This is a genomic window from Acidothermus cellulolyticus 11B (genome assembly GCF_000015025.1).
Lineage (GTDB): Bacteria > Actinomycetota > Actinomycetes > Acidothermales > Acidothermaceae > Acidothermus > Acidothermus cellulolyticus.
On the sequence record NC_008578.1, the window covers coordinates 195,073 to 211,466 of the forward strand.

Annotated in this window: 13 protein-coding genes and 1 pseudogene; 12 read left to right on the forward strand and 2 right to left on the reverse strand. The window is 67.6% G+C overall.

All coding sequences use genetic code 11. The annotated features are described in order from the left end of the window. Positions 1 to 165: 165 nt before the first annotated feature. Complete coding sequence (locus ACEL_RS00970; protein ID WP_011719022.1) at positions 166 to 1,119, reverse strand: NAD-dependent epimerase/dehydratase family protein; 954 nt, start codon at positions 1,117 to 1,119, stop codon at positions 166 to 168. Between the two features lie 710 nt (positions 1,120 to 1,829). On the opposite strand from ACEL_RS00970, the gene ACEL_RS00975 reads away from it, so the two are divergent. Both ACEL_RS00975 and ACEL_RS12370 read left to right on the forward strand, forming a co-directional pair. After that, on the forward strand, positions 1,830 to 2,771 hold the full coding sequence (locus tag ACEL_RS00975) for a quinone oxidoreductase family protein (RefSeq protein WP_011719023.1): 942 nt from the start codon (positions 1,830 to 1,832) through the stop codon (positions 2,769 to 2,771). An 89-nt stretch (positions 2,772 to 2,860) separates the two neighbouring features. Further along, a pseudogene (locus ACEL_RS12370) lies at positions 2,861 to 3,622 on the forward strand (phosphatase PAP2 family protein); the annotation flags it as partial. A 76-nt stretch (positions 3,623 to 3,698) separates the two neighbouring features. On the opposite strand, the gene ACEL_RS12875 reads toward ACEL_RS12370, so the two are convergent. After that, positions 3,699 to 3,998 carry a M15 family metallopeptidase gene (locus ACEL_RS12875; RefSeq protein ID WP_420794983.1) on the reverse strand — a complete coding sequence of 100 codons (300 nt, stop codon included), beginning with the start codon at positions 3,996 to 3,998 and terminating at the stop codon, positions 3,699 to 3,701. An 885-nt stretch (positions 3,999 to 4,883) separates the two neighbouring features. Here ACEL_RS12875 and efeU point away from each other — a divergent pair. From efeU to ACEL_RS01045, 10 genes are all read left to right on the forward strand, one after another. After that, positions 4,884 to 5,735 carry an iron uptake transporter permease EfeU gene (efeU, locus tag ACEL_RS00995; protein ID WP_011719026.1) on the forward strand — a complete coding sequence of 284 codons (852 nt, stop codon included), beginning with the start codon at positions 4,884 to 4,886 and terminating at the stop codon, positions 5,733 to 5,735. Positions 5,736 to 5,796: 61 nt separating this feature from the next. Then, entirely contained in the window at positions 5,797 to 6,954 is a 1,158-nt protein-coding gene (efeO, locus tag ACEL_RS01000) for an iron uptake system protein EfeO (RefSeq protein WP_011719027.1), read from the forward strand. Between the two features lie 17 nt (positions 6,955 to 6,971). Beyond that, complete coding sequence (gene efeB / locus ACEL_RS01005; RefSeq protein ID WP_011719028.1) at positions 6,972 to 8,264, forward strand: iron uptake transporter deferrochelatase/peroxidase subunit; 1,293 nt, start codon at positions 6,972 to 6,974, stop codon at positions 8,262 to 8,264. 170 nt (positions 8,265 to 8,434) lie between these two features. Then, a complete protein-coding gene (locus ACEL_RS01010) occupies positions 8,435 to 9,202 on the forward strand; it encodes an iron-dependent transcriptional repressor DtxR (RefSeq protein ID WP_011719029.1) in 768 nt (255 codons plus the stop codon). A gap of 105 nt (positions 9,203 to 9,307) precedes the next feature. Then, positions 9,308 to 10,297, forward strand: a complete 990-nt coding sequence (locus ACEL_RS01015) for an ABC transporter ATP-binding protein (protein ID WP_011719030.1) — start codon at positions 9,308 to 9,310, stop codon at positions 10,295 to 10,297. A 72-nt stretch (positions 10,298 to 10,369) separates the two neighbouring features. Beyond that, positions 10,370 to 11,095 carry an ABC transporter permease gene (locus ACEL_RS01020; protein ID WP_011719031.1) on the forward strand — a complete coding sequence of 242 codons (726 nt, stop codon included), beginning with the start codon at positions 10,370 to 10,372 and terminating at the stop codon, positions 11,093 to 11,095. An 84-nt stretch (positions 11,096 to 11,179) separates the two neighbouring features. Beyond that, positions 11,180 to 12,376, forward strand: a complete 1,197-nt coding sequence (locus ACEL_RS01025; RefSeq protein WP_011719032.1) for a sensor histidine kinase — start codon at positions 11,180 to 11,182, stop codon at positions 12,374 to 12,376. A gap of 23 nt (positions 12,377 to 12,399) precedes the next feature. Then, the gene (locus ACEL_RS01030; RefSeq protein ID WP_041835184.1) at positions 12,400 to 12,990 is read left to right on the forward strand and encodes a response regulator; all 591 of its coding nucleotides are present in this window, start codon (positions 12,400 to 12,402) and stop codon (positions 12,988 to 12,990) included. 357 nt (positions 12,991 to 13,347) lie between these two features. Continuing rightward, positions 13,348 to 14,835 carry a PhoH family protein gene (locus ACEL_RS01040; protein WP_011719035.1) on the forward strand — a complete coding sequence of 496 codons (1,488 nt, stop codon included), beginning with the start codon at positions 13,348 to 13,350 and terminating at the stop codon, positions 14,833 to 14,835. Positions 14,836 to 15,020: 185 nt separating this feature from the next. Further along, on the forward strand, positions 15,021 to 16,313 hold the full coding sequence (locus ACEL_RS01045; protein ID WP_041834857.1) for a C40 family peptidase: 1,293 nt from the start codon (positions 15,021 to 15,023) through the stop codon (positions 16,311 to 16,313). Positions 16,314 to 16,394 lie beyond the last annotated feature (81 nt).

Sequence of the window (16,394 nt, forward strand, 5' to 3'; positions counted from 1 at the left end):
ACTGTGCCTTTCCGGCCACTGATTGTGAGCCGCCGACCACTGGTCACGTCGTACGCCCGTGGACGGCACGCCGACTGCATGCCGGGTTGTAGCGCGGAGGCGGTCGCGTCGCGCGGGCGTGGACGGCGGGTCGAGTCCCGCGGAACGGCGGCCGCCGTGGGTGGGTCACGTCGCGTGCTCGTGGACGGCGGAGCTGAGTCCGTCGCGAAAACCGAGGCGCCAGGTTGACCAACGCGGTCGCCAACCCAGCTCCGTTTTCGCCTTGGCATTCGACATTCCGGCTACCTGCGTCATCAGTGCCGTCACTGCTGCACCGGCAATGAGCCGTCCACACGCGGCCGGAATCCTCCGCGGCGGTGGTGCGCCGAGAACACGAGCAAGATAGGGCAACCACTCGGTAACCCGCGCGGGTTCGTCGTCCGCGATATTGAACACACCCTCCGCGTTCGCGTGCATCGCGGCAACCGCAGCGTGTGCGGCGTCCTCAACATGAATCCACGACCATACCCCGCTGCCCTTCCCTATGATCGGTAGTCGGCGTCGCCGGACCAATGCGACCAGCTCATCAGAGGCGCCGGGCCCATAGAAGGTTCCATACCGCAAGACAACCCCGGAGAGGGGACTCGAGGCGACCAGCTCCTCCTGGCGGCGCAGGGCATCGAGTGTCCGTCGCGCACGGCCGAAAAGAGGTTCGGAATCAAAGGGTGTCTCCTCCGTGCTAAGTTCTCCGGCACCAGGAGCGTAGGGCCATCCGCCGTAGCCTTGCGCGACGAAACGTCGGACGCCAACGGCACGAGCGGCGGCGAGAAGGTATTCGGTTCCGCGGGTGCGAAGCTGGTTCGTCACGGAGAACGCTCTGTCGAATCGACGCAGGTTTTGCGCGCCTGCCAGCCCGGTCATCTGGTGAATGATGACCTCAGGTTCGATCCGGGCAACCACGTCGCCGACGGCCTTAGGGTCCAGGCCGTCCATGACGACAGGTGTGGCGCCGAGACGGCGTAGCAGCGGCATTTTCTCCGCCATACGGGTCGTAGCGACGACCTCGTGACCGGCCGACGCGAGAAGTGCGACGAGTGGTCGGCCGACAGCGCCGCTGCCACCCGCTATGAGTACCCGCATGCTGACACCCTCCTCTGTAGTCCGACGACAGGAAGGCCCAGCCGGGCCCGCCGCCGCCTGGTCGACGATCAACCGCGAGGCGTCCACCACCGGAATGCTCCCGCTCTGGACATCGCCCACCGTCGGGCCATGGCCCGTCGATCGCGATGTTCGTTGGCGCTCCTGCGGCGGCCGCCACTTGTTTGACGAGGTTGCCTCCGTTGCCGTGACAGCTGGGTTGCCGGGCCCGCCTGTTGTGGCAGGTCCAGCAAGCCGGCCCCTCCTGATCCACTCGCTGGCAGCGTCGGGTTCGCCACACCTGATCGGCTCGCCGGCTGCGACGCCTGCGACCGGTCCGCTCGCCGTCCACGCCTGTGACCGGTTGGCTCGCCCGCTGCGACGCCTGCGACCGGTCCGCTCGCCGTCCACGCCTGCTCGGTGCGCCGAGCCCCCGGGCGCGGACCATCGGCACCGCACCGGCACTCCGTCCCGCCGAAGCGGACATCATCGCGGCTGCACGGCAAGCGTGTAGAACCGTGCCTGCACGCGGCGGATAGAGTTTCAGCGGAGCGCACGCCCGACGGAATGGGACCGACGATGCTGGTGAGTCTGCACAGCGAATTCCCCCGGACCGCCGGCCACCGAGCCGGCCGGCCGAACACTTACCGTGCGGCGAGATCCGCGGGCGACTTCGACGTCCTCTTCAATGCGATCACCCGATGGGATCCGTCATGAAAACGCGTGCCGCGCGGCTTATCCGTCACGGTGAACCGCTCGTCGTCGAGACGGTCGAGCTTCCCGAACCCGGCGGTGACGAGGTATGCGTGGAACTCGCATTCGCGGGAGTGAACCCCGTCGACTCGTACATCATCGCCGGTCGGGTCGCCCCTGACGCCCCGCTGCCGCGAATCGTCGGAATCGAAGCGAGCGGATATCTCGACGGCCGGCCGGTCCTCGTGTACGGCGAAGGGTTCGGCCGAGACCGTGACGGCGGCTACGCGCGACACGCCGTCGTCCCCCGGTCTGCGGTTCATCCGCTCCCGGAGGGCATCGACCTGGCTGTCGCGGCGTGTATCGGCGTGGCAGGCGCGACTGCTTGGCGCGTGGTCGAAATGGCCGGTGTCGGAAATGAGGACCGCGTTCTCGTTCTTGGCGGCGCAGGAGGCGTTGGGCTTCCCGTCATCTCGTATGCACGCTCGAAAGGTGCGCGGGTCTGGGCGCAGACGAGCAACCCAGAGAAAGTTGACGCAATGCACCGCGCCGGTGCCGAGAAGGGCGTAGTAGCCGACGCAGCGGCGCTTGCCGCCGCGATTGCCGACTTCGCTCCGACCGTGGTGTTTGACCCCCTGGGGGGATCGTTCACCGGAATTGCGATTCGCGCTCTGCAGCCGCGGGGCCGGTTGGTGATTTATGGGACGAGCGCAGGGCCGGACGCGGAGATCCCGCTGCAGGTCCTGTACCGCAATAATCTGCGCATGCTCGGGTATGGCGGGCTGATCGCGTCACCGGAAGAGCTCCGCGAAGCAGTCACCGCGGCGATTGCTGCGGTTGCGGCCGGACGGATGCACATTCCCGTGGGCGCTCGGGTCGCCCTTGACCAAATCAACGAAGCATTTGCCTTGTTGCGGCGGAGGAGCATCCCGGGCAAAATCGTCGTCGATCTGCGGGATTGACGCACCGGCAAGGCGTTGACCCCGGCCAGGCATCGACCCTGCGATAAGGATGCGCATGCAATGATGCGGACGACGACATGCCGCGTCTGATGCTGCCCTGGCAGGCGGCTGCGCTGATCGCGGTCGCGTGCGTCGTGGTGGGTGAAGGTGCACGGGGCATCGCCTGGCTCTACCGGCGTCGGGTGCGCCGAGAATTGCCGGACAACGCGGGGCGCACGATTTCCGGCGGCGCAGCGTTCTTTCGAGAAGCCGGCATTATCTTCGCCCTGTACGGTCTCTGGCAACTGGCGGGCTCATACTCCCTGGGTCGCAGCAGCGATGCAGTCGCCCACGGCGCCTGGGTCTGGCACGTCGAACGGCTCTGGCACCTGCCAGACGAAGCAGCCGTTCAGCGACTCATCATCGGCACACCGTGGCTCGTCCGCGCCTGCAACGTGTACTACGCGACAATGCATTTCGGCGCGTTGATCCTGCTCTTGCTTTGGCTGTTCTTTCGCCATCGCGATGCTTATCCGCGGGCACGCTTCACGATTGCAGCCACCACCGCGGCGTGCCTGGTTGTCGCACTCGTGCCGGTCGCTCCTCCCCGCCTCGTCAACGTCGGGATGATTGACGTGGCCCGCGTTTACCACGAATCCGTCTATACAAGCACCTTGACGGTCGACCAATACAGCGCAATGCCCTCGGTCCACGTAGCGTGGGCGGCGATCGTTCCGCTTGTCGTGGTGCGCGCCGGCCGCAGCAGATGGCGTTGGCTGACGATTCTTCACTTTCCCCTGACGGTATTCGTGGTCGTGGCGACGGCAAATCACTACTGGGCGGATGGCATCGTCGCATTGTTCTTACTCGCGATGGTGCTTGCCGCCCAGCACGTTGGGGACCGTCTGCGCCGGCGCGTGCCGTGGACGAGGCAGAAATCGACCGCGGTTATCCGCCGGTCGCCGAGAAGTGCTGATAGTCCGGCGACGCCCATCGTCCACCCCACCGCCAACCGATCGCAGCGAACGCCTGCACCAGGACGCCTCCCGCTACGGCCATTCCCGGCTGGTAGCGGGAGCGATCGACATACCGGGCCCCGCCGGCCGGAAGCACCCGCCCGCCGTCCAGATAGGGATTTTCGACCGGATTGACATCGACCGCGAGGCCGTACGCGTGAACGGACCATCGCGGTGGTCCGGCTGCGACGGCGTACCGGCAATTGAACGCCGAGGTATTATCCGCCGCCATGGAGGCGTCGTCGCTGCCGCCGAATTCGGCAATCGGCCGGACGCTTCGAATGGGGAACCGCGCCTGGTAAAGGCGTTGGAATACCTCCGTGACAGCGGTCACGGCGGAAACGTTGACGACGAGGCGTCCCAGGTGCGGCTGCCCGTCGAATCCCCAGTAGGAGAGGGTTATTTGACGAAGCTGGTCCGGGCTTACCGGGCACCCGGGGTGCCAGCTCGCGCCGAGCTCTTGCGCACTGACCGGGCGGACCGAGGAGACGAAACCGCCGGTTCCCGCCGACTGAGTTGGCGTCGGTGTGACGGTCGGCCGCCGTCCCGCCGGGGGCGTCGGTGACGCGGTCGTGGCGATTGGTGCCGGCGTGGATGCGGCGATCGACCCTGAGGCATTCGGCGGATGCGGCGTTGATGACGGCGGAATCGCCCGGCCGGCGGTCAGCGGTGTTGGTGAGGGTGGAATCGTCGGGCCGGCGGTCAGCGGTGTTGGTGACGATCGCGAGAGCTTGTGGTCTGTTGCCGGGTTCGCCGCTGTGCAGGCGGCGACGAGAACCACGCCGGCGACAACGATCGCAACAAGAGGTCGGCGCGACCGTCCCGACGTGAGCCGCCAGCGCACCCGTCGAGCGGATGTCCCGATCTTCGGGCAACTCGGGGCCGACAAGCTGGGCCTCCAGCGCACCCGTCGAGCGTATCGAGGCGGCGTGACGCGGCACGGCCTCGCGGATCGGTCTGCGGTCAGCAACGCCAGAGCGCAGACGCCGTCGCGGCATCCTGTCGTTCGCGTCGTACGCCGAACCGACCCGCCCAACCGGCCAATCCGGCCTTGCTATGCTGAGCCTCACCTTAGTAAGGTAAGCCTGAACTAAGCGAGATCGAGGAGTTGGGCACCGTGCTGGCGACCTATGTGATCGGCTTACGAGAAGGACTCGAAGCTGCGCTGATCGTCGGGATCATTGCCGCGTTTCTGCGCCGACAAGGCCGGATGGACGCGTTGCGGCTCGTCTGGGTCGGGGTGAGCGTCGCCGTCGCGCTCTGCGCCGGTGTCGCCGTCACGTTGCAGGTCATCTCCGCGGAATTGCCGACCCGTGCGCAAGAAGGCCTGGAGACCGTGGTGGCCGTACTCGCCGTCTGCATGGTCACCACGATGATTCTCTGGATGCGGCGTCACGCCCGGGCGCTGAAGGGGGAACTTGAGCGCGCAGCCGCATGGGCGCTCGAGCACGGCTCGGCGTACGCCATGGTTGGTATGGCGTTTCTCGCCGTGCTCCGCGAAGGCTCTGAAACGGCCGTCTTCTTGTTGGCGGTGCTGCAGCAACCGGGGGTGCGGGCCATCACCGCGGGCGGCGGCGTCATCGCCGGACTCGTCACCGCCGTCGTCATCGGGTGGGGGATTTACCGCGGCGGCGTGCGACTCAATCTCACACGCTTCTTCCGTGCGACCGGCGTCGTTCTCGTTCTCGTCGCTGCCGGGCTTGTCATGAGTGCCCTGCACACGGCCCATGAAGCCGGCTGGCTCAACGCCGGGCAATCGCAGCCCATCGACATCGCGTGGCTGGTGCGGCCGGGGACGCCGATCGCCGCGCTGGCAACCGGCGTCCTTGGTCTGCAACCGCATCCAGCGCTCGCGGAAATCGTCGGCTGGTGCTGCTATGTGCTGCCGATGCTGGCCGTTGTGCTCCGGCAGCCGCGCCGGCCCGCCACGACGCCGAGGGTGGCGCCGGAAGTGTCCGCAACCTCGTGACCAGCGGTCGACTGTCGCATCGCGACGGACTTTCCCATCGCGACAAATCGGAGAGGTGACAATGGCGAGTGTTCGGCGGTTCGGTCCAGCGGGCGGCGTTCGGCGGTTCGGCCTGGTCGGCGGCGTCGTCCTGGCGCTCGTGAGTGGCTGTTCGTCGGACAGTGGAGGCACCACCCCACGGGGTATCGGGACAGACGCAGGCACCCGGAATGTGAACATCGTTGTGACCGCTGAGGGATGCCCACCCAGTCCGGCGCGCGTTGACGCCGGCCTCATCCGATTTCACGTGCGCAACCAGAACGCTTCTGCCGTGACCGAGGCGGAACTCCTTGCCGGCTCGACAATCCTTGGCGAGAAGGAGAATCTCGTTCCCGGACTGGACGGAACCTTCACGCTGCGCCTCCAACACGGGCGATACACCGTCTATTGTCCGAACGCCAAGCAACCACGCAGTGATTTCGTCGTGACCGGGGAGAATGCGTCACCCACGGCTGCTGCGGCCACGGAAGCCGCGGCGCGCTACCACCAATTCGTCGTCGGTCAGGTGCAGGCGCTGGTCACGGGCACAGCGACGTTCTGTGCGGCGGTCAAGGCTGGTGACCTGGCGGCGGCACGGCGGGCATATCCGGCAGCGCGGTGGCACTACGAGGCCATTGAACCCGTGGCGGAGAGTTTCGGTGATCTCGACCCCGCGATTGATGCCCGCCTGGATGACGTCGCAGATCCGGCCGAATGGACGGGCTTTCATCGACTCGAAAAGGCGCTCTGGCAGGACGATTCCCTGGCGGGCATGACCGCGGTGGCCGACCGGCTGCAAAGCGACGTCCGCACTCTTGCTGACCTCGTCGCAACCCAGACCTATCAACCGGCACAAATTGCCAACGGCGCCGTGGAACTCCTTGATGAAATTGCGCGCAGCAAGGTCACCGGCGAGGAAGAGCGGTACAGTCACACGGATTTATATGACATCGACGCCAATCTCGCCGGCTCGAAAGCTGCTTTCCAAGCCGTCGAACCGATTCTGCGTGAACGTGATCCGGCGCTCGCGACAACCATCGATGCGCGTTTTGCCGACGTGGAAGCCGCGTTGCGTCCGCTTGCGCGCGGCACCGGCTGGGTGTCGTACGAGGCCGTGGACGCCGCGACCCGCAGGAACCTCGCGCAGCGTATCGACGCGCTCGCGGAACCCTTGTCACGAGTTGCTGCTGTCGTCGGCTGATACCAGGTTGATGTGCAATGACTGAGGCATCTGGCGGCGTCACGCGACGGCGTTTTCTCGGCGGCCTCGGACTTGCCGGCGGAGGTCTCGGGATCGCAGCCGCCTTCACGGGCGGAAGCGCAGCCGGCGCCGTCCTCGGCCTGGTCGACCGATCCCCTGACGGGCGATCTGAGCAGGCGGCGGGTGCGGTGTCGACACCGGGTCGCGTGGTCCCGTTTCGGGGGCGCCATCAAGCCGGCATCATCACGCCGGCCCAGGATCGGCTGGTCTTTGGCGCGTTTGACGTGGTGACGGATTCAGCGGGTGCGCTACGTGACGTGCTGGACGCGTGGACGATTGCCGCTGAAGCAATGACACAGGGTCGCTCCGTGCCAGCAGATGATGGGAGCCCGCAAGCACCACCCACCGACACCGGCGAGGCACTCGGTTTACCGCCGGCCGCGTTGACGGTGACGATCGGGTACGGGCCGCGACTCTTCGCGCGATTTGGGCTCGCCACCCGTCGCCCGTCAGCATTGGCCGAGCTTCCTCCGCTTCCCGGCGATCGACTCGATCCGGCCCGGTGTGGCGGGGACATCTGCATCCAGGCGTGCTCCGACGATCCGCAGGTCGCATTCCACGCGGTGCGTAATGTGACCCGGCTGGGCCGGGGTGTCGTGGTCCTCCGGTGGCTGCAGCTCGGTTTCGGACGCACCTCGTCGACGACGACCGGTCAGCAGACGCCTCGTAACCTGATGGGCTTCAAAGACGGCACGCGGAATCTCCGAGCCGATGACACGGCCGCATTGGATCGGCACGTGTGGATTGGTACGGAGACCGACCAACCGTGGCTCATCGGCGGCAGCTACCTCGTCGCGCGGCGGATCCGGATGTTGATCGAAGCATGGGACCGGGCGTCGCTGAGCGAGCAGGAACGGGTGATCGGCCGGCGTAAAGTATCGGGCGCTCCGCTCACCGGATCCAGGGAATACGACCCGCCGGATTTCTCCGCCGTGCGGGCCGGCGAACTGGTCATCCCGTCGGACGCCCACATCCGGCTGGCCAGTCCCGAGCACAACGCCGGACGCCGAATGCTTCGTCGCGGCTACTCCTATACCGACGGCATCGATCTCTCAACCGGGGAGCTGGACGCTGGTCTGTTCTTCATCTCCTTCCATAAGGATCCCGCAACATTCATCGCCGTCCAGCGCATTCTCGGCACCCAGGACGCGCTGCGGGAGTACATCGTGCACACCGGGAGCGCACTTTTCGTCTGCCCGCCGGGTTTGCAGGACGGCGAATCGTGGGGGCGCCAACTCTTCGGCGCGTGACGCAGCGTCGTTGCGCGCCAGTGATCCGGCGCGTGACGCAGCATCGGCGAATGCCGGCGGTCCCGCCGCGTGACGCCGCTCCTGCCGGCCGGACTCGTCCGGCCCGCTGCCGCCGCGCTGTGCCGCGCGGGTGACCCGTTCGTCCTGCGCTGCCGGAGCACTTGCGACTCATGCGCGAGAATCGAACCGTGAACCAGGCGCACGATTTGATCGACACCATTGAGATGTATCTCCGCACGATCTACGAACTCGAGGAGGAGGGTGTCGTTCCGCTGCGGGCCCGGATCGCCGAGCGGCTCGGGCAGAGCGTACCGACCGTTTCACAGACCGTCGCGCGGATGGAGCGACACGGCCTGGTTCACCTCGAAGGCGACCGCCGCCTTGAACTCACGCCGCAAGGGCGGGCAGCCGCCACCCGCGTCATGCGCAGGCACCGGCTCGCCGAGTGTCTTCTTGTCGACGTCATTGGGCTGGATTGGGAGCTCGTGCATGAAGAGGCGTGCCGCTGGGAGCACGTCATGAGCGAAGAGGTGGAGCGGCGGCTCTTGGAGATTCTCGGCCATCCGACCGAATCGCCGTACGGAAACCCAATTCCAGGCCTCGACGAACTCGGCGAACCGCGCCGCGATGTCGCTTTCCGCGAAGGACTCGTGCCGCTCCCGTCGATTCCGGACCAGTTTGACCGGGTCATTGTCCGCCGGATCGGGGAGCCGCTCCAGTCGGACCGGGCGCTCCTTGGCCGACTCCGTCGCGCCGGGGTGCGGCCGAACGTGCCGGTGCCTGTGCGCCGGGAGTCGCGCGGCGGGGTGTGGCTGGGCCGCGAGCCGGACGCCGTCCACCTCGAGGACGCGGCCGCTGCGCACGTCTTCGTCCGACCGGTCGAATTGGAGGGCGTCGACGGTTCGGCGGCTGCTGCGGGGGCGGCGGCGCGTGCATGAGGGGACGCCGCAACTCTGACAGACGCTGCAACCGTGACAGGTGTCATGGACAAGTACTGAGGGGTGACACTTCCCGGCCGGAGTGTCGTCGGTGACGATGAACCCATGACCGATCGGGTAACGGCGGCAACCGGCGTCGCCGACAGCGCCAGGCCGGACGTCGAGCGGAGGGTGCCAACGGACGGTCCGGCGAAGGAGACCGTCGGCGTGCGCCTGGACGGAGTTCGCAAGTCATTCGGAGCCGTGCGGGCGGTTGACGGTATTGACCTCACCGTGTGCCCGGGTGAGACCGTCGCGTTGCTCGGTCCGAATGGCGCAGGGAAATCCACCACCATCGACATGATCCTGGGACTGCTCGCGCCCGACTCGGGGAGCATCGCGGTGTTCGGCACGACACCGCACGCCGCGGTTCGCCGCGGTGCCATTGGCGCGATGCTGCAGACCGGAAGCCTGCTACGCGACCTGACCGTCCGCGAACTGCTCGCCATGATGGCCTCGCTGTACCCGCGGCACATGGCCGTCGACGATGTGCTCGAACTCATGGGCATCCGGGCCATTGCCCAGCAGCGGACGGAGCGGCTCTCCGGCGGCCAGGTTCAGCGGGTTCGCGCCGCGCTTGCCCTGCTGCCCGATCCGGAACTGCTCGTCCTCGACGAACCCACGGTGGCATTGGACGTCGAGAGCCGGCGCGCGTTCTGGCAATCCATCCGGGATTTTGCGGCTCAGGGCCGAACCGTTGTGTTCGCCACGCACTACCTCGATGAGGCAGACAGTTACGCGGACCGTGTGGTGGTGCTCTCCCGCGGGAGGATCGTCGCCGACGGGCCGGCCAACGAAATTCGCGCCATGGCAGGGATGCGGACGATCCGAGCCACCATTCCCGAGGCGGACGACGCCCGCTTGGCGGCGTTGCCCGGCGTCCGCATGGTGGAGCGGCGCGGCAGCGCTGTCGTGTTGCGTTGCGCAGACTCCGACGCGGCGATCCGCGCTGTGCTGGCCGTTTATCCGGATGCGAAGGACATTGAGATTTCCAGCGCCGGGCTGGAGGAAGCGTTCTTGTACCTCACCGGCGACGGCCGGCACGCCGGGCCATGACACGTGTCGCCGTGCGGGCGCTTGTCGAGGTGTGCGGGCTGCGGTATCGACCGATAAGACGGGAGACACAGAGTGAACGCGACGTACCTGCGTTACGAATTGCTTCGTCTGTTCCGGAATCGCCGTTATTTTCTCTTCTCGCTGGCGTTCCCGCTGCTCTTTTTCTATCTGATTGCCGGTAACAATCGGCATGTGACGTTGGACGGTATTCCGTTCCCGACGTACTACCTTGCGGGGATGACGGCCTTCGGCACCGTCGGTGCAATGGTCGCCGCCGGCGGCCGGATCGCCGCCGAGCGTGCCGTGGGCTGGAACAGACAATTGCGGCTCACGCCGCTGCGAACGGTTGATTATGTGTGGGCGAAAGTTCTGACCGCGTATGCAATGGCGGTCGTCACCATCGTGGTGCTCTTTTTCGCTGGAGCGACGCTGGGTGTTCCGTTGCGCTTCTCTGAGGTGCTCGCGATGACCGGGCTGGTTCTCGTCGCACTGGTGCCGTTCGCCGCGCTCGGCATCCTGCTCGGACACCTCCTCACTCCGGAGACCATGGGACCGGTCGCCGGGTTCGGCGTTGCCGTCCTCGCGTTTCTCGGTGGGGCGTGGGGACCCATCGGCGCAACCGGGGTGCTCCATCACGTGTCGCAAGCCATTCCGACGTACTGGCTGGTGCGCGCCGGCCGCCTGCTGCTCGGGGAGCCGGCATGGTCACCGCTCGGCTGGTTCGTCGTCGTGACCTGGTCGGTGGTGCTTGGCGTCTTGGCCGGATGGGCGTATGGCCGCGACACTAAACGGGTCTGAGCGTCGCGTTTCGACGGACCGCCGCCTCCGGCCGACGGTGGGCAGACTGAAGGACGGTCGGCCGCACCTCGAGGGAGGTGATCGGTGACCGTCCCCGAGAGCTCCGGAGTCGGGGGGTCCCGGCTGCGCGCGCGTTGCACTCCCAGCGCCGGTACGCGGTGGCGGCGCGCCGGCGGCATCTGGCTCTTCTACCTTCTCGGCCCGCTCATCGCAGCGTGGCGCAGCTCAAGCCCGGTGGTCGCGGTCGTCGGGTCGTTCCTTCTGCTGGCGTTCTCCGTCGTCTACCTCTTTGGCTTCCCGCGTGTCTGGCCCGCTGCCCGGCGTCGCCGTGACGTTGTGCTCGTGAGCGGGACGCTGGTCATCCTCTCGGCCGCGTCCATCGCACTCATCGGCCCGTCCGCTCTGGCGACCTGGGTCTTTGTCGCGGTGACCTGGGTGGTTCTGCTGCGTTGGCAGATTGCCGTTCCTCTCGTACTCGCGCTTGCCGCCGCGGCGCTGGCCGTCCCGCAGCACGTGCCCGGTTGGCATTTGCGCGGACCTCAGTGGTCGCTCGCGGCGAGCATTGCCTTCGCCAGTTTCGCCGTCCTTGCCGTCGTGCGGGCCAATCAGAGCCTTGCCGCGGCGCGGGCCGAAGTCGCTCAACTGGCTGCGGAACGGGAACGGTTGCGGATCGCCCGCGATTTGCACGATCTCCTCGGCCACTCGCTGACGACGATCACTGTGAAGGCCGCACTCGCGGCGCGTCTGGCGGATCGTGACCTCACCCGGGCGCGCAACGAGATCGCTGATGTGGAGGCGTTGGCCCGCCGGACGCTCGCGGATGTGCGGGCTGCCGTCGCCGGCTATCGCGACGTTCGCTTGGCGACCGAAATCGCTACCGCACGGGAAGTCCTCGCCGCCGCCGGGATCGAAGCGGATCTGCCTCGGGTGGTGGACGACGTCCCCGCCGAGCTTGCCGGGCTCTTTGGGTGGGTGGTTCGCGAAGGGGTGACGAACGTCGTCCGGCATTCGCAGGCCAAGCGGGTACGGATCACCGTCGACCAGCGCGTCATCGAGGTGGTCGACGACGGTGTTGGCGTGCTGTCAGCCGTCGCGGACGCCGCGCTGGCGGCGTCCGGCAGTGGCGGGGGAGGAGGTCACGGCCTGCTGGGATTGGCCGAACGGGTGGCTGCCGCCGGGGGCCGGCTCATCACCGGTCCAGCCGACGGGTTCGGCGCTCCGGGGTTCCGACTGCGGGTCGAGGTGCCTGCCTTGGCCCTGACGTCAGGGGAGGCGTCGTGACGCACCGGACGATCCGTGTGCTGATGGCCGATGATCAGCATCTGGTGCGGGGAGCCCTTGCCACCCTGCTAGCCCTTGAGTCGGACATCGAGGTGGTGGCCGAGGTTGGCCGCGGCGATGACGTCGTTGAGGCGGCGCGGCGGACCGCGGCCGATGTCGCCGTCCTTGACATCGAAATGCCCGGGTTGGACGGCCTTGCCGCGGCCGCCGCATTGCGCCGCGAGGTTCCCGACTGTCGGGTGCTCATCGTGACCACATTCGGCCGCGCCGGGTATCTGCGCCGGGCCATGGAGGCAGGCGTGTCGGGGTTTCTTGTCAAAGATGCACCCGTCGAACGGTTGGTGGACGCCGTCCGCCGAGTGGCTGCCGGACAGCGGGTCGTCGATCCGGAGCTTGCCGCTGCAACCTTGGCGGCCGGCGCGAATCCGTTGACGGCCCGGGAGCAGGAGGTACTGGCCGCGGCGCGGGGCGGCGCCACCATCGCCGACATCGCGGGCCGGCTCTTCCTCAGCGAAGGGACGGTTCGCAATTACTTGTCGGCCGCGATTGCCAAGACCGGCGCCCGGAACCGTATCGAGGCACTCCGGGTCGCGGAGGAGAACGGCTGGCTATAGCCGGCACCCCGGCCGTGTCAGGCCCGCGAGGTTTACCGGCCGTGTTGAGCCCGCGGCGGTTTTACCGGTGTTCTCGCAGATTTCTCGCGTCGCGACGGGCAATTGCGGGACCCGGCTGCCAGGATCGAACCGATGAATGGGAGCCACCGGCTGAGCGGGAGCCGCCGGCCGGACGACCGGCGTGATGCGCACGTCCACCCGCCCGCGCAGGCCCTTCCGGAGGTGCACCCACTGGAGGGGTCGGTGCGGATCTCCCATCAACGATGTGGAGCGGGTGCCGATGGAAACGATGACCGGAACCCGGTCCCGCGAGCGCCGACCGCTCGCCGTGCGTGATCGGTGGGGAAGGAGACGGCGATGGCCACGACGTATGAACCGCCTGCCTCACCGAGCCGGCCGGCGGGCGGAAATCCCGACACCGTAACTCCCGCCCCGGGTACTGAGCATCCCGTCCCTGGCGCTGGGCCGCTGACGCGGAGTGCGGCGCAGACCGGCCACGTCGTCGTACTCGACACCTCGGCGCTGATGGCCGACCCCGAGGGCATTTTCGACGCGTATCCCGGCGCTGACCTCGTCATCCCGCTTGCCGTCATTCAGGAGCTTGACGGCCTGAAGAAACGCTTGGATCCTGCCGGCGCGGCGGCCCGCGACGTGCTGCGCCGGGTGGAAGCACTCCGGCTCGCCGCCGGCGGGGACCTGCGCGAGCCGTTGCAGCGCCGGGTCGGGGGGACCGTCCGGATGCAGGTGAACGGCGTGCACGCCGCCTTGCTCCGGCGCTATGGCCTGCATGCCGACAGTCCGGACAACCGGATCGTCGGCACAGCTCTTGCCCTGGCCGCCGCGCAACCCGACGGTCCGCAGGTGCTCGTGGTCTCCAACGACACCGCCCTGCGGCTGACCGCGGCCGCCGTCGGCCTGGCTGCGGCGGAGCACAACCCGCTGGACGCCGCCCCCGCCCACGCCCGGCCGGACGGCTGGATCGCCCTCGAGGTTTCGCCGGAGGTCCTCGACCAGCTCTTCGAGAACCGGCTGATTGACGCCGCGAGTGTCGGCGCGTCGGACGTGGCGGAGAACACGTTCGTCGTCCTGCGCGCCGGAACGAGTTCGGCGCTGGCGCGCTACCGCAACGGCCTGCTCCGGGTGCTCGACCAATTGCCGCCGATCTGGGGTCTGCGGCCTGCGAACAAGGAGCAACGCTTCGCGCTGGACCTGCTGCTGGATGACGACGTGCGGGTCATCGTCCTGGACGGGCCGGCTGGGACAGGCAAGACGCTCTGCGCGGTGGCGGCAGGCCTGCACATGGTGGTCGAGCAGCACCGCTTCGAGCGGATGTCGGTGTACCGGCCGGTCATACCGGTAGGCCAGGCGGATCTCGGCTACCTCCCCGGCACCTTGGACGAGAAGATCGATCCGTGGATGGCTGCCATCACGGATGCCGTGGCGGCGCTCTCCGGGGACGGGCTGGATCGACGCCGCCGCCAGGAGGGGACGCGCGGCAAGGTCGCGCAAGATTCGCTCGATTACATCAAGGCGCAGGGGTTGCTCACCATGGAGTCGGTGACCCACCTGCGTGGACGCACGCTGCACTCGACTTTCGTCCTCGTGGACGAGGCGATGAACCTCTCCCCGCAGGTCGGCAAGACCCTGCTCACCCGGATCGGCGCTGACTCTAAGATCGTTCTGACTGGGGACACGTCACAAATTGACGCACCGTTTCTGTCTGAGCGGACGAACGCGCTGACCGCCGTCGTGTCTGCCTTTGCCGGTCAGCCGTGCTTCGGCCACGTGCGGCTCACCCGCGGTGAGCGATCACCCGTTGCGGAGCTCGCAGCCCGTCTCATGTGAGCCGGGCTTAGGTCGGCGCTGCCGGCGTCCGATGCTGTGAAAGTCATGTGACGGCTGAGACCGTCGGGCCGTGCGGCGGCGGATGGGTTTCCGGGACAGCTGTGACCAGCGAGTTTGTTGGGATGGCTGTTGCGTGTGTGAAAAAGCCGCTATGGTCGTGCCGACAGGGAGTGGGAGGTGCGCCGGTGCGGGCTGGCCGATGGCTCACGACCGTAGGGCTGGTGGTCGCGTTCACCGTCGGAGCCACCTGCCCAGCGCTCGCCGACAAGCCGCCCATCATCCCGAGCCAGTCCGAGGTGGACGCCGCCCGGGCCGCCGCACAGGCGAAGGCCGCGGCGGTCGCCCAGACCGAACAGGCGCTCGCGGATGCGAACGCGCAGCTGCAGAAACTGAACGATCAGGTTGAGACCCTGGTCGAGGCGTACAACGGTGCGATGGTCCGTCTCCAGGATGCCCAAGCCAAGGCTCGGGCCGCCGCCGCGAATCTTGCCGCAGCCCGCGCCGCGCATGAGCAGGCGCAGATCGAGATGGATCAGTTCGCCGCGCTGACCTACATGGGCGCCGGCGACGTCGCCAAACTGACCGCGTTGCTCTTCGCGCCTGACCCCGAGCGGTTCTTGACCAGGGCCGGGACTCTCGCCGCGATCGATCGGCACCGTCAGGGAATCATCGCGCTCACCGAGGCCACCGCTCAGGCTGAAGCGAGCGCCGCAGCTGCCGCGGCACAAGCCCTGGGCCAGCAGCAGAAGGCCGCGGACGCCGCGGCCCGCGCGAAGGACGCCGCGGTCCAGGCGGTGAACGCCCAGGCTGCCGAGGTCGCACAGATCACCCAGCGCAAGCAGGACCTGCAGGCTCAACTCGCCGTGTTGCAAGGGAAAGCCAAGAGTCTCGCCGAAGCACGTGCCCGGGGACTCGCCGAGCTCGCCGCTCAGCGCGCGGCTGCTGCGGCCGCCGCAGCTGCAGCAGCAAAACGACGGGCCGCGGAGCAGGCGGCAAGCGAATCGGGGACCGGCTCATCGGCTGGGCCGGTGGGCAATCTGCCGACCCCGGGAATGGGTCACTCGATCTCGACGCCGCAGCAGCGCGCCGGTGCGGTCGCCTTCGCCCGGTCACAGATCGGCGTCTGGTACCGATGGGCCGGCGCCGGAGAGGTGGGGCCGACCGTCACGGACCAGGGCATTCAGAACGTGCCCGGATATGACTGCTCCGGATTGGTCATGCGGGCGTACGAATCGGTCGGCATCGAGCTCGGCCACTACACCGGCTTGCAGTGGGACGAGGGGATGCATGTCTCGCAGGACCAGCTCATGCCGGGAGATCTGGTCTTCTTTGCCACCAACGTCAACGATCCCAGCACGATTCATCACGTCGGCATTTACATCGGCAACGGCCAAATGATTGATGCTCCGCAGACCGGAGAGCAGGTCGGCATCCACAATGCGTTCCGGCCGGATTACATCGGCGCGGTTCGCCCCTAGCAGGACGCCGCACCGCACAGCAATCGGGCATCCGGTCGTGCGGCCGCAGCGGGTGGGCGCGGGGGAGACGACGATCCCCGC

Excerpts from the sequence above, each read along its gene's own strand:
- ACEL_RS00970 (WP_011719022.1), bottom strand. The coding sequence starts at position 1,119 with ATGCGGGTACTCATAGCGGGTGGCAGCGGCGCTGTCGGCCGACCACTC.
- efeO (WP_011719027.1), top strand. The coding sequence starts at position 5,797 with ATGGCGAGTGTTCGGCGGTTCGGTCCAGCGGGCGGCGTTCGGCGGTTC.
- ACEL_RS01040 (WP_011719035.1), top strand. The coding sequence starts at position 13,348 with ATGGCCACGACGTATGAACCGCCTGCCTCACCGAGCCGGCCGGCGGGC.
- ACEL_RS01015 (WP_011719030.1), top strand. The coding sequence starts at position 9,308 with ATGACCGATCGGGTAACGGCGGCAACCGGCGTCGCCGACAGCGCCAGG.
- ACEL_RS12875 (WP_420794983.1), bottom strand. The coding sequence starts at position 3,998 with ATGGCGGCGGATAATACCTCGGCGTTCAATTGCCGGTACGCCGTCGCA.
- ACEL_RS01010 (WP_011719029.1), top strand. The coding sequence starts at position 8,435 with ATGCGCGAGAATCGAACCGTGAACCAGGCGCACGATTTGATCGACACC.
- efeB (WP_011719028.1), top strand. The coding sequence starts at position 6,972 with ATGACTGAGGCATCTGGCGGCGTCACGCGACGGCGTTTTCTCGGCGGC.
- ACEL_RS01030 (WP_041835184.1), top strand. The coding sequence starts at position 12,400 with ATGGCCGATGATCAGCATCTGGTGCGGGGAGCCCTTGCCACCCTGCTA.
- ACEL_RS00975 (WP_011719023.1), top strand. The coding sequence starts at position 1,830 with ATGAAAACGCGTGCCGCGCGGCTTATCCGTCACGGTGAACCGCTCGTC.